General features: G+C 45.3%; 33 protein-coding genes. 27 read left to right on the top strand and 6 right to left on the bottom strand.

The window, feature by feature from the left end; translation table 11 throughout:
- The first annotated feature begins 208 nt into the window (after nt 1–208).
- Together ACQ4XT_RS13655 and ACQ4XT_RS13660 are read left to right on the top strand one after the other, a co-directional pair.
- Nucleotides 209–472, top strand: a complete 264-nt coding sequence (locus tag ACQ4XT_RS13655) for a hypothetical protein (RefSeq protein ID WP_446854142.1) — start codon at nt 209–211, stop codon at nt 470–472.
- Nucleotides 473–656: 184 nt separating this feature from the next.
- Nucleotides 657–1,364 carry a GDSL-type esterase/lipase family protein gene (locus ACQ4XT_RS13660; protein ID WP_446854143.1) on the top strand — a complete coding sequence of 236 codons (708 nt, stop codon included), beginning with the start codon at nt 657–659 and terminating at the stop codon, nt 1,362–1,364.
- Nucleotides 1,365–1,411: 47 nt separating this feature from the next.
- Here ACQ4XT_RS13660 and crcB (ACQ4XT_RS13665) read toward each other — a convergent pair whose 3' ends face one another.
- A complete protein-coding gene (gene crcB, locus ACQ4XT_RS13665) occupies nt 1,412–1,780 on the bottom strand; it encodes a fluoride efflux transporter CrcB (RefSeq protein ID WP_446854144.1) in 369 nt (122 codons plus the stop codon).
- Nucleotides 1,780–2,154: a fluoride efflux transporter CrcB gene (gene crcB / locus ACQ4XT_RS13670; RefSeq protein ID WP_446854145.1), complete on the bottom strand. Its 375-nt coding sequence runs from the start codon at nt 2,152–2,154 to the stop codon at nt 1,780–1,782. Before crcB (ACQ4XT_RS13670) ends, crcB (ACQ4XT_RS13665) begins: the two co-directional genes overlap by 1 nt.
- 128 nt (nt 2,155–2,282) lie before the next feature.
- Here crcB (ACQ4XT_RS13670) and ACQ4XT_RS13675 point away from each other — a divergent pair, with 128 nt between their 5' ends.
- The 4 genes from ACQ4XT_RS13675 (at nt 2,283) to ACQ4XT_RS13690 (ending at nt 5,965) form a co-directional block, all read left to right on the top strand.
- A complete protein-coding gene (locus ACQ4XT_RS13675; RefSeq protein WP_446854146.1) occupies nt 2,283–3,422 on the top strand; it encodes an FtsW/RodA/SpoVE family cell cycle protein in 1,140 nt (379 codons plus the stop codon).
- A gap of 422 nt (nt 3,423–3,844) precedes the next feature.
- Nucleotides 3,845–4,129, top strand: coding sequence for a hypothetical protein (locus ACQ4XT_RS13680; RefSeq protein ID WP_446854147.1), 285 nt, complete (start codon nt 3,845–3,847; stop codon nt 4,127–4,129).
- Between the two features lie 402 nt (nt 4,130–4,531).
- On the top strand, nt 4,532–5,053 hold the full coding sequence (locus tag ACQ4XT_RS13685) for a GNAT family N-acetyltransferase (protein WP_446854148.1): 522 nt from the start codon (nt 4,532–4,534) through the stop codon (nt 5,051–5,053).
- A gap of 18 nt (nt 5,054–5,071) precedes the next feature.
- On the top strand, nt 5,072–5,965 hold the full coding sequence (locus tag ACQ4XT_RS13690) for a GNAT family N-acetyltransferase (RefSeq protein WP_446854149.1): 894 nt from the start codon (nt 5,072–5,074) through the stop codon (nt 5,963–5,965).
- A gap of 105 nt (nt 5,966–6,070) precedes the next feature.
- On the opposite strand, the gene ACQ4XT_RS13695 is transcribed toward ACQ4XT_RS13690, so the two are convergent.
- Nucleotides 6,071–6,460 carry a sporulation protein gene (locus tag ACQ4XT_RS13695; protein WP_446854150.1) on the bottom strand — a complete coding sequence of 130 codons (390 nt, stop codon included), beginning with the start codon at nt 6,458–6,460 and terminating at the stop codon, nt 6,071–6,073.
- Between the two features lie 204 nt (nt 6,461–6,664).
- Here ACQ4XT_RS13695 and ACQ4XT_RS13700 point away from each other — a divergent pair, with 204 nt between their 5' ends.
- The gene (locus ACQ4XT_RS13700) at nt 6,665–6,919 is read left to right on the top strand and encodes a hypothetical protein (RefSeq protein WP_446854151.1); all 255 of its coding nucleotides are present in this window, start codon (nt 6,665–6,667) and stop codon (nt 6,917–6,919) included.
- Between the two features lie 12 nt (nt 6,920–6,931).
- Nucleotides 6,932–7,186 carry a hypothetical protein gene (locus tag ACQ4XT_RS13705; protein ID WP_446854152.1) on the top strand — a complete coding sequence of 85 codons (255 nt, stop codon included), beginning with the start codon at nt 6,932–6,934 and terminating at the stop codon, nt 7,184–7,186.
- Nucleotides 7,187–7,216: 30 nt separating this feature from the next.
- Here the strand turns inward: ACQ4XT_RS13705 and ACQ4XT_RS13710 are convergent, their stop codons facing one another.
- Complete coding sequence (locus tag ACQ4XT_RS13710) at nt 7,217–7,834, bottom strand: acetate uptake transporter (RefSeq protein ID WP_446854153.1); 618 nt, start codon at nt 7,832–7,834, stop codon at nt 7,217–7,219.
- 121 nt (nt 7,835–7,955) lie between these two features.
- On the opposite strand from ACQ4XT_RS13710, the gene ACQ4XT_RS13715 reads away from it, so the two are divergent.
- From ACQ4XT_RS13715 to ACQ4XT_RS13765, 11 genes are all read left to right on the top strand, one after another.
- Nucleotides 7,956–8,579: a pyridoxamine 5'-phosphate oxidase family protein gene (locus ACQ4XT_RS13715; protein WP_446854154.1), complete on the top strand. Its 624-nt coding sequence runs from the start codon at nt 7,956–7,958 to the stop codon at nt 8,577–8,579.
- A 14-nt stretch (nt 8,580–8,593) separates the two neighbouring features.
- Entirely contained in the window at nt 8,594–9,145 is a 552-nt protein-coding gene (locus ACQ4XT_RS13720) for a GNAT family N-acetyltransferase (RefSeq protein ID WP_446854155.1), read from the top strand.
- A complete protein-coding gene (locus ACQ4XT_RS13725; protein ID WP_446854156.1) occupies nt 9,145–9,327 on the top strand; it encodes a hypothetical protein in 183 nt (60 codons plus the stop codon). Before ACQ4XT_RS13720 ends, ACQ4XT_RS13725 begins: the two co-directional genes overlap by 1 nt.
- A 9-nt stretch (nt 9,328–9,336) precedes the next feature.
- Nucleotides 9,337–9,771: a hypothetical protein gene (locus ACQ4XT_RS13730; RefSeq protein WP_446854157.1), complete on the top strand. Its 435-nt coding sequence runs from the start codon at nt 9,337–9,339 to the stop codon at nt 9,769–9,771.
- A gap of 1 nt (nt 9,772) precedes the next feature.
- Nucleotides 9,773–10,009: a hypothetical protein gene (locus ACQ4XT_RS13735; RefSeq protein WP_446854158.1), complete on the top strand. Its 237-nt coding sequence runs from the start codon at nt 9,773–9,775 to the stop codon at nt 10,007–10,009.
- Nucleotides 10,010–10,026: 17 nt separating this feature from the next.
- Nucleotides 10,027–10,284 carry a hypothetical protein gene (locus tag ACQ4XT_RS13740; RefSeq protein WP_446854159.1) on the top strand — a complete coding sequence of 86 codons (258 nt, stop codon included), beginning with the start codon at nt 10,027–10,029 and terminating at the stop codon, nt 10,282–10,284.
- Entirely contained in the window at nt 10,262–10,771 is a 510-nt protein-coding gene (locus ACQ4XT_RS13745; protein WP_446854160.1) for a hypothetical protein, read from the top strand. The genes ACQ4XT_RS13740 and ACQ4XT_RS13745 overlap by 23 nt, the downstream gene beginning before the upstream one ends.
- A 112-nt stretch (nt 10,772–10,883) precedes the next feature.
- Nucleotides 10,884–11,426 (top strand): GNAT family N-acetyltransferase, encoded by a 543-nt coding sequence (locus ACQ4XT_RS13750; RefSeq protein ID WP_446854161.1) that lies wholly within the window; start codon nt 10,884–10,886, stop codon nt 11,424–11,426.
- A gap of 199 nt (nt 11,427–11,625) precedes the next feature.
- Complete coding sequence (gene rpsN / locus ACQ4XT_RS13755) at nt 11,626–11,895, top strand: 30S ribosomal protein S14 (protein WP_446854162.1); 270 nt, start codon at nt 11,626–11,628, stop codon at nt 11,893–11,895.
- Nucleotides 11,896–12,121: 226 nt separating this feature from the next.
- Complete coding sequence (locus ACQ4XT_RS13760; protein ID WP_446854163.1) at nt 12,122–13,261, top strand: FAD/NAD(P)-binding protein; 1,140 nt, start codon at nt 12,122–12,124, stop codon at nt 13,259–13,261.
- A gap of 11 nt (nt 13,262–13,272) precedes the next feature.
- Nucleotides 13,273–14,451, top strand: a complete 1,179-nt coding sequence (locus tag ACQ4XT_RS13765; RefSeq protein WP_446854164.1) for a GTP-binding protein — start codon at nt 13,273–13,275, stop codon at nt 14,449–14,451.
- A gap of 39 nt (nt 14,452–14,490) precedes the next feature.
- Here the strand turns inward: ACQ4XT_RS13765 and ACQ4XT_RS13770 are convergent, their stop codons facing one another.
- Together ACQ4XT_RS13770 and ACQ4XT_RS13775 are read right to left on the bottom strand one after the other, a co-directional pair.
- On the bottom strand, nt 14,491–15,102 hold the full coding sequence (locus ACQ4XT_RS13770; RefSeq protein ID WP_446854165.1) for a class I SAM-dependent methyltransferase: 612 nt from the start codon (nt 15,100–15,102) through the stop codon (nt 14,491–14,493).
- Nucleotides 15,103–15,207: 105 nt separating this feature from the next.
- Nucleotides 15,208–15,732: a peroxiredoxin family protein gene (locus tag ACQ4XT_RS13775; RefSeq protein ID WP_446854166.1), complete on the bottom strand. Its 525-nt coding sequence runs from the start codon at nt 15,730–15,732 to the stop codon at nt 15,208–15,210.
- Nucleotides 15,733–15,964: 232 nt separating this feature from the next.
- Between ACQ4XT_RS13775 and ACQ4XT_RS13780 the strand changes: the two genes are divergently transcribed.
- From ACQ4XT_RS13780 to ACQ4XT_RS13815, 8 genes are all read left to right on the top strand, one after another.
- Nucleotides 15,965–16,372, top strand: coding sequence for a cytidine deaminase (locus ACQ4XT_RS13780; protein ID WP_446854167.1), 408 nt, complete (start codon nt 15,965–15,967; stop codon nt 16,370–16,372).
- Nucleotides 16,369–16,884: a hypothetical protein gene (locus ACQ4XT_RS13785; protein WP_446854168.1), complete on the top strand. Its 516-nt coding sequence runs from the start codon at nt 16,369–16,371 to the stop codon at nt 16,882–16,884. The genes ACQ4XT_RS13780 and ACQ4XT_RS13785 overlap by 4 nt, the downstream gene beginning before the upstream one ends.
- Before the next feature lie 57 nt (nt 16,885–16,941).
- The gene (locus tag ACQ4XT_RS13790; RefSeq protein ID WP_446854169.1) at nt 16,942–17,223 is read left to right on the top strand and encodes a hypothetical protein; all 282 of its coding nucleotides are present in this window, start codon (nt 16,942–16,944) and stop codon (nt 17,221–17,223) included.
- 14 nt (nt 17,224–17,237) lie between these two features.
- Nucleotides 17,238–17,444: a hypothetical protein gene (locus ACQ4XT_RS13795; protein ID WP_446854170.1), complete on the top strand. Its 207-nt coding sequence runs from the start codon at nt 17,238–17,240 to the stop codon at nt 17,442–17,444.
- A 392-nt stretch (nt 17,445–17,836) separates the two neighbouring features.
- Complete coding sequence (locus ACQ4XT_RS13800) at nt 17,837–18,205, top strand: hypothetical protein (RefSeq protein WP_446854171.1); 369 nt, start codon at nt 17,837–17,839, stop codon at nt 18,203–18,205.
- A 28-nt stretch (nt 18,206–18,233) separates the two neighbouring features.
- A complete protein-coding gene (locus ACQ4XT_RS13805) occupies nt 18,234–18,650 on the top strand; it encodes a cytochrome c oxidase subunit II (protein ID WP_446854172.1) in 417 nt (138 codons plus the stop codon).
- Nucleotides 18,647–18,988, top strand: a complete 342-nt coding sequence (locus ACQ4XT_RS13810) for a hypothetical protein (RefSeq protein ID WP_446854173.1) — start codon at nt 18,647–18,649, stop codon at nt 18,986–18,988. The genes ACQ4XT_RS13805 and ACQ4XT_RS13810 overlap by 4 nt, the downstream gene beginning before the upstream one ends.
- Before the next feature lie 19 nt (nt 18,989–19,007).
- Entirely contained in the window at nt 19,008–19,751 is a 744-nt protein-coding gene (locus ACQ4XT_RS13815) for an SDR family NAD(P)-dependent oxidoreductase (protein WP_446854174.1), read from the top strand.
- Nucleotides 19,752–19,767: the final 16 nt, after the last annotated feature.

Genomic DNA, 19,767 nt, shown 5'->3' on the forward strand with positions numbered 1-19,767 from the left:
TTAGAATAGTTCGGCGTCTTTTGGTAAACTACACTTCAACAATAACTACCAATTAAGAAAATACGGTAGATCCATCGCCCTCCGTCAAACATATTCTGTGTGACTGATGGTGGTCTTTTTGGTTAAAGAAAGGTGTGGTCCTTTCTGACTAAGGGTTTATATTATTTTGCCGATTGGAATAAACTATCTCCATAAAGGAGTTGGTAGCGTGGATGTTAACGGAAAAATAATTCGAGGAGAGTTTGATCGGATCAATGACGAATTTGTGCTGAATCAAGTGAAGCACTTTACGACTCAATCCACCCTTAATAAAGACCAATTGGAAATCATTTATGACTACTTGAGTAATCATAAAGATGAAGAAGATGGTCAAATCCTTACATTAAATGAACAGATGCTCGTTCGGTTGAGTCAGGAGGAGGCCGGCCATTTTATAGAAGACTTAAACCAGATTCGTGGATTGTACCACTAAATTCGGTGAAAATGGTCACATGTCCTAAAGACAAATATAAAATCATTCAAATGGACTCATAAATGAGCACGAGGAAAGGATGACGACTTTTGTGTCCTTTCCTCGTGCTTTAGTTCTATTTACCGTAATGATGTTTGGTCCATACTCCTCCAGGGAAAAAGGGGCGTATTCGGAGGTGCAGCTTATGAAAAAACATCGGAAATGGTGGATCGGTCTGCTCGTACTGGCTGCTATCGGCCTTGGCGTGTTTGGATTCCAATCATCCATGTCTCATCAACAGGAAGAACAAATCGTCGCTCTCGGCGATTCATTGACCTACGGGGTGGGGGATGAAAGTGGCCATGGGTATGTCGAGAATCTACAGCAATGGTTCGATAAAAATCACGACGATCCCGTCACCGTTGATAATTATGCCATACCAGGTCAGCAGAGTGATGGAATGCTCGGCCAGATGAATGAAGCGGCCGTAATGAAATCGTTGGAACATGCGGATTATATTTTATTTTTTATCGGAATGAACGATATCATCAAAAGTAATGGAGGCGATCTTTCTCCATTACATGAAGATAAAATTGCCATTGGGAAAAAGGATTATGAGAAGAATGTCAAAACGATCCTTGAGCAGATCCGTGAGAAGAACCCGGAGGCACCGATTTTGTTTCTCGGACTATATAACCCGTATCCGGACCAACCTGAAATCGGACAAATCATCAAAGACTGGAACGGAACGAGTCAGTCGATCATAGAGCCTTATGAGAATGTCACGTTTATCCCAACGAATGATTTGTATGAAGAAAAGTCCTCGCGCTATTTCAGTGATGAAGTCCATTTGAATGAACAAGGGTATGAGAAGCTGACGATGCGGATCATCAAAGCGTATGATTTCAAATAGGGCAGTAAAAAAGGGCTTCCTTTTGAGGAAGTCCTTTTTGATGGCTATTAACTTGAGAATATTCCTCCCAGTTGGAAGCCGGTCCAGGCTAGAACAATTCCAAGCGTATAGCTGAGGACGGTGTACAGGACGAACGTCTTCCAGTTCTTCTTGAAGCGAAGCTGGACCGATTCCAACTTGAAGGTGGAAAAGGTCGTAAAAGCACCGAGAATACCTGTGCCCAAGAAGAGCACCCAGAATTTTGAGAGATCAAGTCCTGTGAGAATCCCGAGGATAAAAGAGCCGAGCAGGTTGACAAAAAGGGTGGCAACAGGGAGAGTGGAGACTGTACGTTTATTGATCCATTGGCTGATCCCATAGCGTAGGATCGCTCCAATGAATCCACCCGCACCAACAAGCATGAGTTTAGAAAGCATCAGGAAGCCCTCCTTTTTCCGAGGGTGAATCCGAGCATAGAGAAGGCTAGCCCACCGAAGATGCTTATGACTATGTATAGGAGGCTGAGGGTCACGTCTCCACGTTCATAGAGCGAAACGGCGTCCATACTCAGGGTGGAGAATGTCGTGTACGACCCGACAAGCCCTGTACCGAGAGCTGCTTTCCATTTTGAAGAAAGGGAAAACTTCTCTACGATGCCCATCGTGAACCACGCAAGGATGAAGCTCCCGGTCAAATTAACGGTCAGCGTCGAATAAGGAAACCACTGGTCAGGCTCCTTCAGCCATTCGCCGATCAGAAACCGAAGGGATGCGCCGATCAGCCCACCTATTCCGACATAAAAATAAATCATTCCACAAACCTCCTACAAATCTAATCGTTATTATATAGACTTTCGGAGTAATTTAAAAGGAATGCTTTTTTTACACGGCAAGAAGCCTTATAATTTACATAATAGTACCAAACGAAAGAGGGTTACGCATGATACGGAGAATTTTGAAAAACATAGATTTTACCATCCTATTCGCTGTATTGGCTTTGTCTGCTTTCGGTACGGTGATGGTGTACAGTGCCAGTATGGTCAGTGGTGTCATGGTTTACGAAGTAACCCCTGATTACTTTTTCAACAGGCAGTTGATGTCATGGGGGATCGGCTTGATTGCTCTATTCCTTGGGATCATCTTTCCTTACAAAAACTATCGAAGGATGTTCAAGCTGATTCTGTTTGGAACCGTCATCCTTCTTGCTGCGGTCTTTGTATTCGGACATACGTCCAACAATGCCCAATCATGGCTGCCGATTCCGGGACTTGGAAAATTCCAGCCGGCTGAATTGGCCAAGATGTCCCTGATCATTTACATGGCGACCATTTTTACGAAAAAGAGCGGGTATATTGATGATTTCACGAGAGCGCTGTTGCCGCCGATCATTTTGATGATGCTCGTCGTCGCGATGATCTTGAAACAGCCGGATTTAGGGACAGCCCTTATTGCCCTTGCTGTTTCCGGGCTGATCATTATGTCGAGCGGATTAAAGAAGGTCCACCTCTTTTCCATGATCGGGATTGCCCTTGCCGGGGCGGTCTTCATGTACAATTTCGGTCTCAGTGAAGAACAGCTTTCCCGTTTCGACGGTGCCTATCAACCGTTCGAATACGCCGATGATGCCGGGTACCAGCTGATCAACTCTTACCTTGCGATTCATAATGGAGGGTTGTTCGGGACAGGCCTTGGTGCTGGCGTACAGAAACTCGGATACTTACCTGAAGCCCATACCGACTTCATCATGGCCGTCATCGCCGAAGAATTAGGCGTGATCGGTGTCGGTGTCGTGTTGTTGTTACTCGGTTTGATCGTGCTGCGAGGCTTCTATGTCAGTATGGAAAGTCACGACACATTCGGCCGCCTGCTTGCGATCGGGGTCTCCGGTTTAATCGGAATCCAGGCGATTGTCAACCTCGGTGGTTTGACCGGCCTGTTACCGCTGACGGGGGTACCGCTTCCGTTTGTCAGTTATGGTGGAACATCGCTGCTCATGATGATGTTCTCTGCCGGAATCCTGATCAACATCCATGCCATATCAAAAATTAAAAAAGGTCAGGAGCAGAAAGCAGCCGCCTAAGCGAAAAACGTCACCAATGTATGGTGGCGTTTTTTTGTTGTGTGCTTATTTAGTAGTCAGAGATAGGTGGGGGGGCGCGCCGAAGAGAGTTTGATTCGCGCCAAAGGGAGTGAGAGTCGCGCCAAAGGAGGTGAGAGTCGCGCCAAAGGAGGTGGGAGTCGCGCCAAAGGGAGTGAGAGTCGCGCCAAAGGAGGTGGGAACCGCACCTAAGAGAAGTTGGAATACTCGTTAGAGCAGCTGAAGTGAATCTGAAAACTAATATTCTGAAAACTACTGAAACGTAACTCCACTCTCATTCGTTAGTATAGTAAGCAAGGATTTTAAGACCGATATAAATATAATCTTGGAAATAGCGGTTACGGCTGATGTTGATGTTTTTCACACCATAAAGGGGAGGATTGGCGCTTGTGGAGATACTTATATTGCTATTACTTATCACACCATTTTTGCTCATTGGATATTTTGCATACAAATCTTCTGGATATCAGAAAGGCAATATCGTCATGCACTTGGATGAATGGTACAAAGATCATGATAGTTATTTGAGAGCTATTGAGAAAGAGTTGAAAAAACAAGGGAAAAAGGTGACTTGCCATGGGAAATTCAAATTTGAGATTGATGGAAAACCCTACACCTTGCATCCACAAATCGTCACAGTTGCCCGCGTGCCGACGCAGCGAACAATATTAATACCTGATAATAAATGAAGGCTTTTTTCAAAAGAAATGATGGTTGACCTAATGCAAAACACGGCTGAATATTATTTCAAGATCGTTATTTAAAGTGCAATACACTAGAGGCGATAAACAGAAACAGAGTGGAAAACGCAACGTAACTTTTCTTCAATCGTATGAATAACAAGGAGGGATTTTATGAATTTTATCATGGCCATAGCGATGATTGTAGCCCCTGCGATGTTTTTAATTTACTGGGGGAAATCAGGTTTCGATTTTGGCGGGAGAAAGGATGAAGAGTAAAGGGCTCGTTCTTCTCCCTCTTTACTGGAAATGTTTATGAGGATCACTGTGTCCGACAGTACAATTTGGCTGGTCGCTCGCAGGAATGAGCCTGAATTGCTAAGTGTTCAGCCACTACCATGGAGGTGAATCATGAGGGTACGAAAAGCAAGGCATGAAGATGTTCCAGCGATTGCAAAGGTCCATGTGGATGCATGGCTGGAAACCTACCGAGGGATCGTACCGGATGCTTACTTGAACCGCCTGAGCTATGAAAAACGGGAACGTCTGTGGTATGAGAATATAAAAAAATTCAACATATCTATCGTGGAAACGGAAGAAAGTGGCGTTTTCGGCTTTGCTGCCTGGCAGGATGGGTCCACTTTTGGAGATTATGACTCAGAGTTGAGTTCGCTTTACATACTGAAAAAATACCATCGTCAAGGGGCAGGGAGACGGTTGCTTTCTTTCACATTCAGGGAGATCAAGGAGAAAAGGCATAAAACGCTGGTTGTAAAAGTACTATCAGAAAACCCTGCTCGTCACTTTTATGAAAAAATGGAAGCTGAGAAATTAAAAGAGGTTTCCATTGTCATTGAGGGGAAAAGGCTTATGGAAAGTATTTACTCCTGGATGGTCGGTGGGGGAATGGAAGACGACTCAAATGGACAATAGAGGGGGAGATCCTATCATATGAACAATTTCATACGTCCTTTTATAAAACTTACATCGATATTAGACCGGGAAGATTACGAGAATATCCGTGCCTTAGAAAATATGTGCCTTGAAAAAGAAAATGTGACATTAAAACTGGAACTTGATTACAAATTAAGTAAAGCTGATGAGAAAAAAGGAATGGACAGGATCAATGAATTTATGTTTTATGATGAACGAATGCTTATTGGATATATGGGGATCTGTCAATTCGACGCGAAAACAGTAGAAGTGAACGGGATGGTTCATCCTGAGTTTAGGAGAATGGGGGTCTTCACTCGTTTGTTTTCTTTGGTTAGAGATGAATGGTTGAAGAGGGATTCGCAACATATGCTCTTGTTGTGTGATCGACACTCTTCCTCTGGCATCGAATTTATTAAACATATGGGAGCCGTTTATCAGCATTCGGAACATGAGATGGTTTTGACAAATGAAGTCAGATCATCCCAGGGGAATGAAAGTATAAAACTTAGGAAGGCACAAAATGAAGATGCAAAACAAATCGCCAGACAGAATGCTATATACTTTCAAGTAAGTGCTCCAGAAGAAGGTTTGAAACTTCCTGAAGAAGAATCCAAGCATGGAATAGATACTTTCATGGTTGAACGAAATCAAACGGTTATAGGAAAAGTTCATCTCGAAGTACAAAGTGGTGTAGGAGGAATTTATGGATTAGGAGTTCTTCCTGAATATCGAAGAAAAGGGTACGGGAGAGAGATTCTGATGAAAGCAGTAAAGATACTTAAAGAAAAGCAAGTTCAACAGATTATTCTTCAAGTAGAAGTAAAGAACAATCATGCCTTACATTTATACCAGTCCTGTGGATTCGAAGTAACTTCCACAATGGATTACTATGAACTCACAAAGTCATGAGTTTTGTTATCTTCCTCGCCCTTTAAATTAACTGTATTTTTATTATGTAAACTGTAATTGTGAAAAGAAGCGGCTGATGACCATAAGTTCCGCTTCTTGAAATGATTACCGGATCACAATATCAATTTCATCCGTATCCAAAGTTTTGACGTCATTCTTTAACACCAGTTTCGTTTGTAGTAGGTACGTCGTTTCCGGGTCATCCAACTCCAGCGCTTCCGGGAGGACGAAATGGAAAGGATACTCACTTTCTTCTTTGGGGTCAAGTTCACGGTTCATTAACACCGTCGTTACGGGTTGTAAGAGGCTTGGTTTTTCTCCCGCTTTTCTTTTCATCAAGTCACATTCAAGCCGCTGGATGATCTGCTGATTCAATCCGCCGATCAAATGGAAAGATCCGGTCACTTTTTCTCCGGGTGCATATTCTGTCTTAGGTAGAACCAAGTCGACCTTGGGCAGGCCGGGTCCAAACCAGTTGAATAGCTTCGCTAACATAGTCAAAGCCTCCTTATCTCTTCGTTCAAGACGGCACGTAAACGCCAGGCCTGGAACTCTATCATTTCCATTTATAGTTGTATCATATTCGAGCGTGTACATCCCGTCAATCTTTTTTCGAAAATTCAGCAATCGACCATAAATCGCTTTTTTAGAGGTTAATCTTGGAAATAATCTATGGTAAAGTAATCAAGGAGGAGTCAGATGGATGGTCTAATCAATGTCATTCATTACTTGTTATCTAATAAAAAAACACTCGTCCATACCACATTCATACAAAAGGAATATTATGAGACAGCTTCCAAACGATCTGCGGGAGGTGTGAAATACAGAGTCGCCACCGTCAGCAATACGCCTTCCGTAGGTTCACCTGCACACAGATATGATTACAGCGTAGAATTCAAATTTTATGTAAGAAAAGTCGATCGCCACAAAGCGGAAGAAGCAATCCATAGATAGGAGATAAGTAGAATGGCAAAGAAATACTGGTCCGGTATTTTATTTTTTATCAGCGGCGTCATCCTTTATGGTTTTACATTGGTGGGGACAGTCATTTACTTGTCCTATATCGAGGGCTGGAGCCATCCTCCAGGGAAGTATTGGAGTGCGGTTCTGCAGGGAGGTTTTCTGTTTCCGATGATTTTCAGCTGGTTTCTCATGGGGCTCGGCATCCTCGTTATGTTTTCGAAGGAACTGAAGATTATTTACCATCGCCTGAGCAATTAAAAAGAGCCGGGAGAGAATCCCGGCCTGCTTTTATGTGAAAATGCCGAACGGTTTCCCGATAGGCAGCGTGACTTTCCCGAAATGGACATTCAAGACGCTGGCGGCTGACCCGTAAAAGCTCATGATCGCAATCATGAGTTCAGCTACGGCTGCTACCATATGCGTGGCATGTGGAGCGATTCCGAGTGTGGACAGGGAAAGGCCGATGAACAAGAAGTCGATCAAAACAAAAATGATGAACAATACTTTGTTCGTTTCCATGGCGCCGACCGTCATGAATATGGAGAAAATCAGGTAACCGATGTAGGCGATGCCCAGTTGATGGGGGTCGACCGCTTGGGATGCTGCTTCTCCGAAGACTCCAAAGTCGATGAGCCAGGACGTACCGACTCCGAACCAGAAGAGTCCGAAAGCGGCAAATGCCGTCGTTCCGAAAGTGTTATTATGCTTCGCATCTTGAATGGCTGCGAAAAGCTGGGCAAGCCCTCCGAGGAAAATCGCCCATGGAAGAACGAAAGATACCCCGTCTGTCCATCCGAGCTTGGCTGAAGATGCCACCAGTGTAACCATAGCGAGTCCAAAAAGTCCGATCGCGGAAGGGTCTGCCGTTGTCATTTGTACCCGTTGCGTCGTTGTTGATTGATTCATAGATGATCCCTCCTAAAAAACATACTTGTCTAATTTACATAAAAAATAGAGGGCATGCAATGAGTTTTTTCATGTAAGCGAAACTTTCATAGATTCCAAAGGGATGGAGAGGAAGTGAAGGATGTTCCGACATGTCATTTCAAATGAAGAAGAGCTTCGGGCGATTACAGGTGAACCGAGTGAACTTGTGAAAAACAAGGTGATCCGCCATTTGGACGAGGGCTGCAAACAATTCATCAGACAATCGCCGTTTTTGACGCTTGCGACTTCGGATGCAGAGGGGAATTGTGACGTCTCCCCACGCGGGGATGAAAAAGGTTTTGTTCACATTTTGAATGAAAGGACACTTATTATTCCTGAAAGGCCTGGAAACAAGCGGGTGGATTCAATGAAGAACCTGCTTTCAAATCCTCAAGCAGGGCTGATCTTTTTCATACCAGGATTGGAGGAGACGCTCCGGGTCAATGGCAGGGCGTGCATCGTGGCAGATGAAGATCTTCTTGAAAAAATGGCACACCGGGGAAAATTTCCTTCCCTCGGAATCGCCATAGAAGTCCAGGAATGCTTGATCCATTGCGCTAAAGCCTTTAAACGTTCAGGTTTATGGGACCCCGGCACATGGCTTGCAAAAGAAGAACGTCCATCCGCTGCAAAAATACTGGCAGAACATGCGAAGCTTCCTGACTTGGATGAGGAAGCGGTCACCAGGCGTTTAAAGGAAAGTTACAGAGAGCGACTTTATTGAGAGGTGTGGGGAATATGGATTTTCAAGAATTAGAAACCGATCGCTTGAAGCTGGTCGAAATCACGGACGACTATATTGACAGTTACTATGCCATCATGTCGAAGGATGAGGTCACCAAGTATTACGGAATGCCTTCCCTCACCGATCGTGAACAAGCGGAAAACATCGTCCGCTCCTTCCGGGACAACTTTGCAGTGAAAAAGAGTATCCGCTGGGGGATCATTTGGAAAGAGACGAATGCATTCATCGGTACAGTCGGTCTGAACAATTGGAGCCCTTACAGCAGGAAGGCGGAAGTCGGCTATGAACTCACCCCCTCCTTCTGGCGGAAAGGGATCACATCAGAAGCTGTAGCGGCTGTTATGGAATATGCGTTTCGTGAGCTGGGTCTCTACAGGCTCGGCGCCGTGACTTTCCCACAAAACGATGCGTCCTCAGGGCTGTTGAAAAGACTGGGATTTAAAAAGGAAGGGGTTTTGAGAGGGTACCTCTTCCAGAACGATCAAAATCATGATGCGTTCATGTTCTCCCGCCTGCAGGAAGAGTACTTGAAGGGGGAATACTGATGGAAATCAATCGTTTCTTCCTCATGTTCGCTACGACGATGATGTTAATTTTTGGAGGCGTTTTCTTTCTTCGTTACCTTCGCAGTGGAGAATACCTCGTCGCTCATCTGATGAGCGCTTTAGCAGGTCTCCTTCTTCTTATCATCACACTCATTTGGAGGCAAAAGAACAAAGAAAGGTGATTCATACATATGTGGAAATTTCTTTTTTGGATACTTGGCGTTGGTCTTGTCTTCGGTGGGGGTTATATCGTTGGGATCGTCACATCGGATGACCCCTCCTACCAAATCACAATCCAGGAAGAAGGGGGAGAAAGCCAGCCACCAAATGGGGCAGTTCTTACAGATGTCGACCAACCAGCAAAAATGGATTCTATGCTTGGCATTCTCCTCCATAAACAACCGGCAGAAGGGGTGTCGGTGAACATAGATGAACCGGATGCTTTTCTGAAACTGATGAGCCCGCAAAGGTCGATCGGATTGACGAATCACAGGGTATGGTTCACGGAAGATGGGGCGGTTTTGGCTGAAGAACGAAACGGAACGTGGCAGGATGCTGTCTTTTTCACGATTTCAGAAAGGGATGCATCGTATATACAATCACTGATGGAGGGAGAGGAAGAATAGCGTGGAGATCGAAAAGCTTCGCGGACCCATCTATTTTCTAGGCATCTGTATACTGTTCGCCGGCTGTGCCGCTTCAAGCGGGAATGAAGGTTCATCCTTTCAACAGAAGGATTATTCCTATGAGCTCGAAGGCATAAACCAGGAACTGCAGATGCTGAGGCAGGAAGTCGAAATATTGAACGAACAATTGTCAGAGGAAGAGTCAAGTGAACGCACAGGGACAAAGCGAACCTACTAAACATGGAGGGATCGGACATGAAGAGCGAATTCAAGCGTTATTTTTGGAAGCGGTTCTGGTTGATTTTTGTACCTCTATATCTCATGGCCATTGGGAACGAAAGCTACATTGTCTCAAATCCTCTGACAGGATTAGAGGATTATGGATCCTTTTTATATTTCATCGTCTTGTATTTCGTCGGTTATGGAACGATTACAGCCGGGATCCTTCATCTATTATGGCGGGGCGGCAGAAAAATGGGAGCTTTGAACAGTGAAGAGAAGATTAGAGAGTAAATTTTTCCGATTATTTACTGGGGAGGGGACAGCTCTCGTTTTGTTCCTTTTCATGTATGTATTTATGTTAGATCGAATCAGTGTCATGGAAACCTTTCTTTTTACTCCTTTGTCCTTCCTTTGTTTTATTCTCCTTGAATGGATTTTACTTCAAGGGACGGTCTATTGGTTTCTCAAATGGAGGAGGATTTCTAAAAAGAAAAAGACAGGACTTCATGATTCTCATTACCTGTGGTTTGAAAGGTTAAGAAAGAGCAATCTCATCCTCCTCTTCCTTGCCGGAGGATTCTGGACAATCCAATGGCTATTCACAAATTCGGGAAACTGGTGGGCGTTGTTCCTGCTTGCTTTTGCTACCGGCGAGCATATCAATTATTACCATATTCGCTTGTCCTATCAAACACCGGAGGAATGGAGAGATTGGAGAAGGAGAGGGTGGCAGCGCTCTGTACTGGCCCGTGAGTTGAGTGATCATAGAAGGAAGTAGCAACAGCAGGATCTCCGTTGCCAATGAATAGCTTAAGAATGTCTACGAAACAATTGAACGTACATAAAAATAAGGGGTTGGAAAAGGGGGGAGAGGTGTGCATTTTCCACCAATGGAAACAGATCGTCTCCATCTGGTGAACGTGAGCCAGAAGCATACGAATTTCATTTTCAAACATTTCAGTGACAGCAAAGTTTGTGAGTATTTGTATGATGAAGAAGACTTGAAGACTTATGATCAGGCTCAAGCATTAGTCGATTGGTTTTCAAATCCTGAAGAAAAAGGGTACAACCGCTGGATATTGGAAAGTAAAGAGATGGGCGGGGTTCCTGTCGGGACATGTGGTTTCCATTTATGGGACCGTCAGAATCGGATGGCGGAAATCGGGTATGACCTCTATCCAGACTATTGGAGCAAGGGGCTGATGAAAGAGGCTTTGGTGGCCTGTATCCACAGCGGTTTTCAAAACATGGACCTGAATCGTATCCATGCTTATGTAGCGGTGGAGAACCAGCGTTCTTCCGCTTTGTTAAAACGATTAGGTTTCACTTGTGAAGGCATTTTCCGGGATAAACATTACTATCAAGGGCACTATTACGACCATTACACCTATTCTCTGCTCCGTAGAGAGTGGGAAGGTCTTGAGGGGAGATAGTCTGGGTGGACAAGGGTGAAGCTGGATGAAAAATAGATAAAATCTTCCCCCTTTACAAAATCCAAGTCCTGTTATAAGATGTAATTCGTAATCGTTACTATTCATTCGGATTAGGCTTCGCTCTCTGGAAACAGGAGCGTCCTATTTTTTTACACGTTTTTAAATCGTAATCATTACTAATGTTGGAAGGTGTGAAGATATGGCTAAAAAGTCAAAAGTAGCAAAAGAGAAAAAACGCCAGGCGATGGTTCAAAAATATGCAGCCCTGCGTAGAGAGTTGAAGGAAAAAGGAGACTATGAAGCGTTAAGGAAACTTCCTAGAGATTCCTCCCCCACACGCCTGACCGGCCGCTGTGAAGTGACCGGAAGACCCCGGGGATACATGCGCAAATTCAAAATGTCCCGCATCGCCTTCCGAGAATACGCCCACAAAGGCCAAATCCCAGGCGTGAAAAAATCCAGTTGGTAATTCTAAGTGTGGAGACACCCCGGTAGATGCGACAAGCATAAGCAAAATCACGTCGTGGCGGTCTTTGCCGCAGAGTGAGGTTGCTTATGTCTCAAGCATCTGGGTGTCGGAACCGGATAATATGCAAAAGCGGAGAGGCCTTGTTCAGCCCCGACAAGCATAAGGGGTTCAGTGGAGGTTTTTATTCCTCCGCTGCCTTACATAAAAAGAAAGAGGAGGTGGCTCGTTGTATAAATGGGTCATCATCGGTGGAGGCATTCAAGGGTGTACGGTTGCCTCCTACCTTTTACATTCAAAAAAAGCAGACACTGAGAGCTTGAAAGTGATTGATCCACACGAGGAACCACTTCACAGGTGGAAGACGCTCACGCACCGCGTTGGAATGAAATATCTGCGTTCTACTTCTGTCCACCATTTGGATCCAGACCCTCACTGCCTCAGGAAATTCAGCAGGAAAGAGGAATATGCTCAACCCTTCATAGGACGGTATGATCGTCCAAGTCTTGATTTGTTCAACGATTACCATGACGATCTTTTCCATCAATATCAATGGAACGACTTTTGGATGCAGGCGATGGTCAAGGGCTTGAAGAGGAAAGCAGGTGGATGGGAAATTCACACAGATCGTCACTCCATTTCTGCTGAACGAGTCGTTGTTGCGATCGGAGTCAATGACCGTCCCCATCTTCCGGAATGGGCAGATCCATCTGATAAGCGAGTGGGTCATTTGTTTTCTTTTCAAGAAACCCGGGGGAGTGGATCTTTGGTCATTGTAGGTGGAGGGATATCTGCCGCTCACTTGGCCAACACGTATGCGATGGATGGGGAGAGGGAAGTGACGCTTCTGAAGAGACACCCGTTCAGAATCAAAGATTTTGATAGTGATCCAGGATGGTTGGGGCCGAAATATATGAATGGCTTTCAAAAAGTGACGTGTTATGAAAAGCGGCGTAAAATCATCAAAGCTGCCCGTCACCGGGGATCCATTACGAGCGGACTTTCCGTAAAGCTGAAGCGCCATGAGCGTCAGGGGAGATTGAAAATCATCACTGACCAAGTGGAAGCGGCTGTGTATGATAAGGATCACATCCACCTTCAGTTGAAAGACAACGAAGGATTAATGGCGCAGACGGTGCTGCTTGCAACAGGTGCGGAAAACTGTGTTCCGGGATTGGAGTGGCTTGAGGGCGTTATGGACTCCTGCGCACTTCCTACAGCTCCCTGTGGCTTTCCTGTTGTGGACAGTCACCTGGAGTGGGGGCCTGGTTTGTATGTAGCAGGAGCACTTGCTGAACTTGAGATCGGCCCTTCTGCGAGAAATATTGCTGGAGCGAGAAGAGCAGCAGAAAGAATTGCTGCCATTTAGGAGGAAAAGATATGAACGGAAAAATACCAGTCACCGTGTTGAGTGGATACTTAGGTTCTGGAAAGACGACACTACTCAATCACCTTCTTCATAATAAAGAAGACCGGAAAATCGCAGTGATTGTCAATGATATGAGTGAAGTGAATATCGATGCATCCATGGTCAAACAAGGAGGTTTCTCTCGAACGGAAGAGAAGCTTGTGGAGCTTCAAAACGGCTGTATCTGCTGTACGTTAAGAGAAGACCTGATCAAAGAGGTCGAAAAACTCTCAGAGATGGATATCGATCATATCGTCATCGAATCGACAGGGATTTCTGAACCGATCCCCGTGGCTCAAAGCTTCACGTATATCGATGAAGAGCTCGGCATCAACCTCAGTGAAACGTGCCGTTTGGATACAATGGTTACGGTCGTGGATGCTCATCGCTTTTGGGACGATTACGCTTCCGGAGAATCTTTACTCGACAGAGAGGAAGCCGCCGATGTAACGGATGAACGGGAAGTGATCGACCTTTTGATTGACCAGATCGAGTTCGCCAATGTGTTGGTCCTGAATAAAATCGACCTGGTGGACGAAATCGATCGAAAAGAACTGAAGGCTGTCCTTCAGCAACTGAACCCTGAAGCAAAAATCATCGAAACCTCTTTCAGTGAGGTCCCACTGGGAGAGGTATTAGACACATCGTTGTTCGACTTTGAGAAAGCAAGCCAGGGAGCAGGCTGGATCAAAGAATTGAACAATGAACATGTCCCGGAAACAGAGGAATATGGGATCGGATCCTTCGTATATCGTAGAAAAACACCTTTCCATCCTGAACGGTTTATGCACTGGCTGGAAAACTGGCCCCCGGGCATCGTCCGGTCGAAAGGTTTTTTCTGGCTGGCGACTAGGAATGATGACGCCGGACTCCTTTCGCAAGCGGGATCATCGTTAATGATTCAGGGGGCGGGGAATTGGATCGCCACGTTCTCCGAAGAGGAGCGAGCGGAGCTGCTTGAAGAAGATCCGCAGCTGCAGGAAACCTGGGATGCCCGCTACGGTGATCGCCAGACGGAACTTGTATTCATCGGAATCGATATGGACCGTGAAGGTATCATACAAACGCTGGATCGTTGTTTGTTGACAGAGGAAGAAATGGAAAAGAACTGGGATGGTTTTCATGATCCGTTGCCAGCGTTTACGAAATAAATATGGACCATAAAAAAGTAGGGGCTCTCATGAGAGTCCCTACTTTTTACATACTGCAACACCCAAAGGATAATAGACCCCTTCTCTCGGAGGCTCAATGGTAACGCCGCACTGATAATAGATTTCTTTTTCAGAAAAGCCCTTGAACAAATCCTCGAATTCCTCTGGGGTCAGTTGAAAATAATGGAATGGCTGCCCGCATTCGTATTCCCTTCCTTCACCGAATGGAGTGGAGAGGATAAGCATGCCGCCTGGCTTCAATAAATCGTACATCCGCTTCACGAACAAACGGTCATCCTTCACATGTTCGATCGTTTCAAAACTGAGAATGGTATCAAACATGCCGATTTCCTCAGGCAGAGAAGCATCCATCGCATCTCCCTGTTTGAAAGTGAGCAGAGGATGATAGTAGTTGCGCACCGCGTACTGCAACGTTTCCTCACAAATATCCATGCCAATGATTTCATCGATCTTCTCTTTTGTTTCTTTCGCTATTTTAAGACTTCCGTAGCCGGTGCCGCACGCGAGATCCAGTACCCTTCCTTTTACATAAGGAGTGGAAAACACATACCGTGCAATGTGCTCGAGAAGCATGTTATTCATCGGATCCATTTGTTTCGGTATGACCCTTTCGCCCGTATCTTCTAACATAAACCGTTCACCGCTTTATCTGATTTTTCTTACTTTTGATCAGTATAACATAGTCTGAAATGACAGATGGGTCAACACAAATCCGTGCAGACGAAAGTGGGACGATTAAGAGGCACTGTCCTTGGTTTGCTGTTGCCTTTTGAGATAACGAACTGTCTTCAACAAATCCCCTGCACAAGCCCTGCCGAAGGGACCGGTCTGCTTTTGTTGATAAAGCAGCTCTCCCTTGTGATTGATCAGGAAGAAGGCAGGCTCACCGAAAGTACGGACTCCTTCTTTAGAACCTGTTGCATGTTCCGTAAACACTCCGCATGCTTCAATGATCGAAAGGAATTCATCTGATAATACGGGGAACGTGATGTTTTCTTTTTCCGTCATACGAATCAATTCAACCACGTTCTCCGCTGCAATCGCCATGACGGTTACATGTTCACTTGTAAATTCGCTGAGATGGTCCTCCATCTGTTTCAACAAGCGGACGCACTCCGGCGACCATGACCCTCGGAAGAAAACGATCATATGCCAGCAATCTTTGTGGGTTTCCTGATGGGACTCTAATAAAAACTGTTCTCCAGTGACAGTAGGTAAAATAAAATTCGGAACACGATCCCCGAGCCTTAACTCAGACATAGCTGCTCCTCCTTTCCTGTGGGTACTTCTTCAAGATAATCCAACCGCTCGTTCGTTGTGACTGTCCTTCAACGCTTTCATTATACGGATCACGAAGGTAGAAAAACGGTCTTTTCCTTTAGATTAACCAAATTTTAAGATAATTATAATAATTGGACGGATGCTTATGAAACTTTTTCCTATTCCAGACCGTATACACGAGAAAAGAGGAAATAGAAAAGAGGGTTACGAGATGAATGTGGAAAGAGAGTTATATGAGGAAGCAAAAGCACTGGTAGACCATAGATACCCAAGTGGCTGGGGAGGAGCGGCAGCAATGCGGATCGAAGATGGAACCATCCTCACGAGTGTCGCTCCGGATGTCATCAATGATGCTGTGAATCTTTGCATGGAAACAGGAGCGATCCTTGAAGCTCATAAACGGAACCAACGGGTCACACATTCCCTTTGCATCGCCCGGGACGATGAGACCTCCTCATTTAAAGTGTTGTCGCCTTGCGGGGTTTGTCAGGAGCGGTTGTTTTACTGGGGAGATGATGTGAAAGTCGCTGTCACTCATGAAGGTAGAGACCTTCTATTTAAGACACTTGCTGAAGTTCAGCCCCATCACTGGTCGAGAGCTTATGAGGGGGAAGAATGAATCTACGAATCAGCGATCAAGATTTGAGGGTATTGCAAAGATGGACAGGTGAATCCATTCAAGAGATGCAGTCTGATTTCTTCCACATGTATATGGATGATTTTAAGAATCAAAGTTTCACAAGCAGTGAAGCGCTCGTGCTGATGAATGCACCGAACCGGTACCTTGTTTTCGGAATTGAATCCGATTTAACGCCTGATTTTGAAGATGTTTGGCAGATGACCGTCAGTGAAAAGCCGACACCCAGCCCCCTTTCCTATGAGGAGAGGTCAGGTTCTGCGCAAGCCACCCGTTCTTCAGGGCTGTCTTTGTTTAGTAACATCGAAAGTATTGAGATTTATCAAAAGGACATAGAATCGTTTTATTTCGACTATGCCCTGGTGTTCACGATGAGCAATGGGGAGAGGTTTTGTGTGGCTGGTGATGTGTTCAGGTTCTGGGTGAGTTTTAATCCAGAAAGGATAAAAGAGAAGCTTGTCGGTTGTTCTGTGCGTTGGAAATGTAAAGCATAGAAACGTATGTTGGGAACCCGTCGTGTTTTTGCTAGTATCCTCCAAAGGGAGATTGGAGTGGGAATTTTGAATGGACTGAACAAGCATATCATCCCATCGATGAAGTATGGTCTACTGTCTCTGTTTGTGTTTTTTAGTGTGAACCTCATTGGTGTCTTGTCGGCACTGATCATGACGGACCTCACTTTTGAATATTCTCTATCCTTTTTTGATCAGTCCCTGTATCACTTCTCTGTAAAAGAAACAGAATTCCATTTGAGCGGCTCTTTTGTTTTATTGGTAGTCATCTTTGTCATTGGTCTTCTTATTTACTTCATCAAGCTGAAAGTGACAGAGTAGAGGAGGTATTTTCATTGGGGATGCTGATTTCTTTGATGATTATTGGAATTCTCATAGGGTTGGGCTTTAGGTTCGGTTTATTATCCGTAAATCGAATGAAAGGTGGATTCAAAAGATTGCTCGCCCCCGACTCAGCTTCGATCACCTGCCATCATTGTGGGAAAACGGTGAAAAGAGGCAGAAGCCAGACGGTCTGTCCAAACTGTTATCAACCGCTGTAATTTGTCTTTTGTTTATTTGGTGAATGGGACACTTTATTAGCAGGTTTTGAGCTTTTATTGGGAGGTTTTAAGCTTTTATTAGCAGCTTTTGCATTTTTATTAGCGACTTTTAGAATTATATTAGCAACTTTGGTGCTTTCCGAGTCTGGGAGCAGGTGAGTCCTGCTCTCTTGGAGCGAGTCTCTAGTGCAAGGAACAAGGGGGAAGCCTGCCCTAGTTGAACAATGCATTAGTAATAAAAAGTAAATCTAAAATCCTAGCATTTTTAACAAAATATGACTATAAACCCATGTCAGTATTTTCAATTTATTCCATACGTGGTACGCTTTTAGTAAGAATACAACGGAGAGCGCTGTCATTGTGTGCTCGAGTTCGCAGAAAGGTGAGACATCGTGAAGAAATTACTTGTCGTTCTTTTACTCTTAGTCGTGGGTTGCAGTGTAGCGGGGAAAGACGTCAATGCATTTGAAGGTCATGTGACAGCAGTCAAAGTCGGCGGTCTTGAAGTCGATTGCTCCTCAGCAGTACAAGGGGAAGAGGAGACAGATACAGAAGAAGGATGGCCCTGCCTCGTTCTCGTTCCTCATGATACTCCCGTCCATACTAATGATGGCGAGAATTTAAAAATGGAAACGTTCAGAGAGCAGGCGGGAGATGAAGAACTTCTCAAAATCCGAGTGAAGCTCAGGGAAAGCGCAGAGATCACGGAAGATCCAGAAACCAGGAAAGTGACAGCAGAGGAAATCACAGTCCTTGAATAGGGGTCATACATATACTTGAGGTGTTTTCATGAAAAGATTTTTGTTTCATCTGGGGTTTGCTGTATTTCTCATCGCCGTGATGATGGGACTGCTCAGCATCCGCGGAGGACTTTTGGATCAGGCGGAGATGGAATTCGACGTCCTGCCTCTGATGATCTTTGATTTTATCTTCCCGGTCGTCTTCGGGATGTTATTCGCTCTTCCTTTTCTATGGCACAGATATAGAGAAGGCAGGATGAAAGGCTTCCAATGGGCAGAGTTCATCGGCATCGGTATACCGAGCCTTTTCGTAAGCTTATCCCACTGGTTGTTTTACACGAACTTCCCGATGAACCCGGTGACGAGGTTTTTTGCGACCCATGCGATCAATGGCCCCCTTCTTTTTGGGTTCATTTTCGGCTTCACCCTGATTTATTCGGTCAGAAAAAGGGAACACGCAGAGTGAAAAGCATTTATGCAGGGATGGTTGTTGCTGTATTCCTTCTGTCAGCCTGTTCTCCCGGAGCAGGCGAAGGAGGACGTTTGAGCCTTGAGCAGGTGCTCCGCATGAATCCTGATGCTGATTATGTAGCATTGGAAAACGGAGACGTCTACACGCACGGAGCTGAGTGGGTCAATGAAAAGAACCTGACGAAAGGTGAAAGGATCGCAGAAGTTGAAAAAGGGATGGCGAGCGATCTACCCGCAGGAACCGTCCTATATGAATCGAAAGAAATTCCAGCCATAGTGATTGCGGTATACGACGGAAAAACGAAACGTTATCATCTGGCCATGGGAGAGTAGAAGGAGGAGAACATAGTCTATGCAAGAGAAAGTGGCACTCGTGACAGGAGGCTCCAAAGGTCTTGGTAAGGGAATAGCTCAAAATCTGGCAGCTTCTGGTGTGACGATAATCATCAATTACCATCGGGATCAGGATTCGGCGGATGAAGTCGTTCAAACCATCCGTGAAAATGGCGGACAAGCTTTCGCGGTCCAGGCTGATGTGACGAAGGAAGAAGAGGTGGACCGGCTGGTACGAGAAGCAGAACAACAAGCGGGCCGCCCCATTAATATCGTCGTAAACAACGCCACAGGTCCGCAACCGGAATATTCGCTAGAAGAAGTGACATGGGAGGATTATCTCGATCAGTTGCTGTTTACGACGAAGGCTCCGCTTTTGCTTACAAAAGCTGTCATTCCTTCAATGAAGGAAGAAAAATGGGGGCGGATCATCAACATTGGAAGTGAAGTCGTCGAGCTCGGCAACGCTCATTTTTCCAATTATGTAACGGCGAAGTCAGCGGTCGTCGGCATGACGCGCTCCTGGGCGAGTGAACTCGGGGAGCATGGCATTACGGTCAATGCCGTCCATCCTGGTTTTACACCTGTGGAACGTCACGGAGAGGTATCAGAAGAGACGAAAGCTTCTTACCTGAGGGATGTTCCTTTGAAAAGAATGGGGGAGCCGCACGACATCGCGAATGCTGTCCGTTTCTTAAGCAGCGATGATGCGTCATTCATTACAGGTCAGAACATCAGTGTCAATGGAGGGAAAACATTTTAGAGGGGTGTGTGATTGG

Source organism: Halobacillus sp. 12SKB, assembly GCF_052941655.1.

Coding starts and splice junctions, on each gene's coding strand:
- ACQ4XT_RS13705 (WP_446854152.1), top strand. CDS start 6,932: ATGGCAAAGAAATACTGGTCCGGTATTTTATTTTTTATCAGCGGCGTC.
- ACQ4XT_RS13700 (WP_446854151.1), top strand. CDS start 6,665: ATGGATGGTCTAATCAATGTCATTCATTACTTGTTATCTAATAAAAAA.
- crcB (WP_446854145.1), bottom strand. CDS start 2,154: ATGATTTATTTTTATGTCGGAATAGGTGGGCTGATCGGCGCATCCCTT.
- ACQ4XT_RS13675 (WP_446854146.1), top strand. CDS start 2,283: ATGATACGGAGAATTTTGAAAAACATAGATTTTACCATCCTATTCGCT.
- ACQ4XT_RS13690 (WP_446854149.1), top strand. CDS start 5,072: ATGAACAATTTCATACGTCCTTTTATAAAACTTACATCGATATTAGAC.
- ACQ4XT_RS13775 (WP_446854166.1), bottom strand. CDS start 15,732: ATGTCTGAGTTAAGGCTCGGGGATCGTGTTCCGAATTTTATTTTACCT.
- ACQ4XT_RS13765 (WP_446854164.1), top strand. CDS start 13,273: ATGAACGGAAAAATACCAGTCACCGTGTTGAGTGGATACTTAGGTTCT.
- ACQ4XT_RS13740 (WP_446854159.1), top strand. CDS start 10,027: ATGAAGAGCGAATTCAAGCGTTATTTTTGGAAGCGGTTCTGGTTGATT.
- rpsN (WP_446854162.1), top strand. CDS start 11,626: ATGGCTAAAAAGTCAAAAGTAGCAAAAGAGAAAAAACGCCAGGCGATG.
- ACQ4XT_RS13780 (WP_446854167.1), top strand. CDS start 15,965: ATGAATGTGGAAAGAGAGTTATATGAGGAAGCAAAAGCACTGGTAGAC.
- ACQ4XT_RS13660 (WP_446854143.1), top strand. CDS start 657: ATGAAAAAACATCGGAAATGGTGGATCGGTCTGCTCGTACTGGCTGCT.
- ACQ4XT_RS13715 (WP_446854154.1), top strand. CDS start 7,956: ATGTTCCGACATGTCATTTCAAATGAAGAAGAGCTTCGGGCGATTACA.
- ACQ4XT_RS13710 (WP_446854153.1), bottom strand. CDS start 7,834: ATGAATCAATCAACAACGACGCAACGGGTACAAATGACAACGGCAGAC.
- ACQ4XT_RS13720 (WP_446854155.1), top strand. CDS start 8,594: ATGGATTTTCAAGAATTAGAAACCGATCGCTTGAAGCTGGTCGAAATC.
- ACQ4XT_RS13685 (WP_446854148.1), top strand. CDS start 4,532: ATGAGGGTACGAAAAGCAAGGCATGAAGATGTTCCAGCGATTGCAAAG.
- crcB (WP_446854144.1), bottom strand. CDS start 1,780: ATGCTTTCTAAACTCATGCTTGTTGGTGCGGGTGGATTCATTGGAGCG.
- ACQ4XT_RS13750 (WP_446854161.1), top strand. CDS start 10,884: ATGGAAACAGATCGTCTCCATCTGGTGAACGTGAGCCAGAAGCATACG.
- ACQ4XT_RS13725 (WP_446854156.1), top strand. CDS start 9,145: ATGGAAATCAATCGTTTCTTCCTCATGTTCGCTACGACGATGATGTTA.
- ACQ4XT_RS13815 (WP_446854174.1), top strand. CDS start 19,008: ATGCAAGAGAAAGTGGCACTCGTGACAGGAGGCTCCAAAGGTCTTGGT.
- ACQ4XT_RS13770 (WP_446854165.1), bottom strand. CDS start 15,102: ATGTTAGAAGATACGGGCGAAAGGGTCATACCGAAACAAATGGATCCG.
- ACQ4XT_RS13805 (WP_446854172.1), top strand. CDS start 18,234: ATGAAAAGATTTTTGTTTCATCTGGGGTTTGCTGTATTTCTCATCGCC.
- ACQ4XT_RS13730 (WP_446854157.1), top strand. CDS start 9,337: ATGTGGAAATTTCTTTTTTGGATACTTGGCGTTGGTCTTGTCTTCGGT.
- ACQ4XT_RS13785 (WP_446854168.1), top strand. CDS start 16,369: ATGAATCTACGAATCAGCGATCAAGATTTGAGGGTATTGCAAAGATGG.
- ACQ4XT_RS13695 (WP_446854150.1), bottom strand. CDS start 6,460: ATGTTAGCGAAGCTATTCAACTGGTTTGGACCCGGCCTGCCCAAGGTC.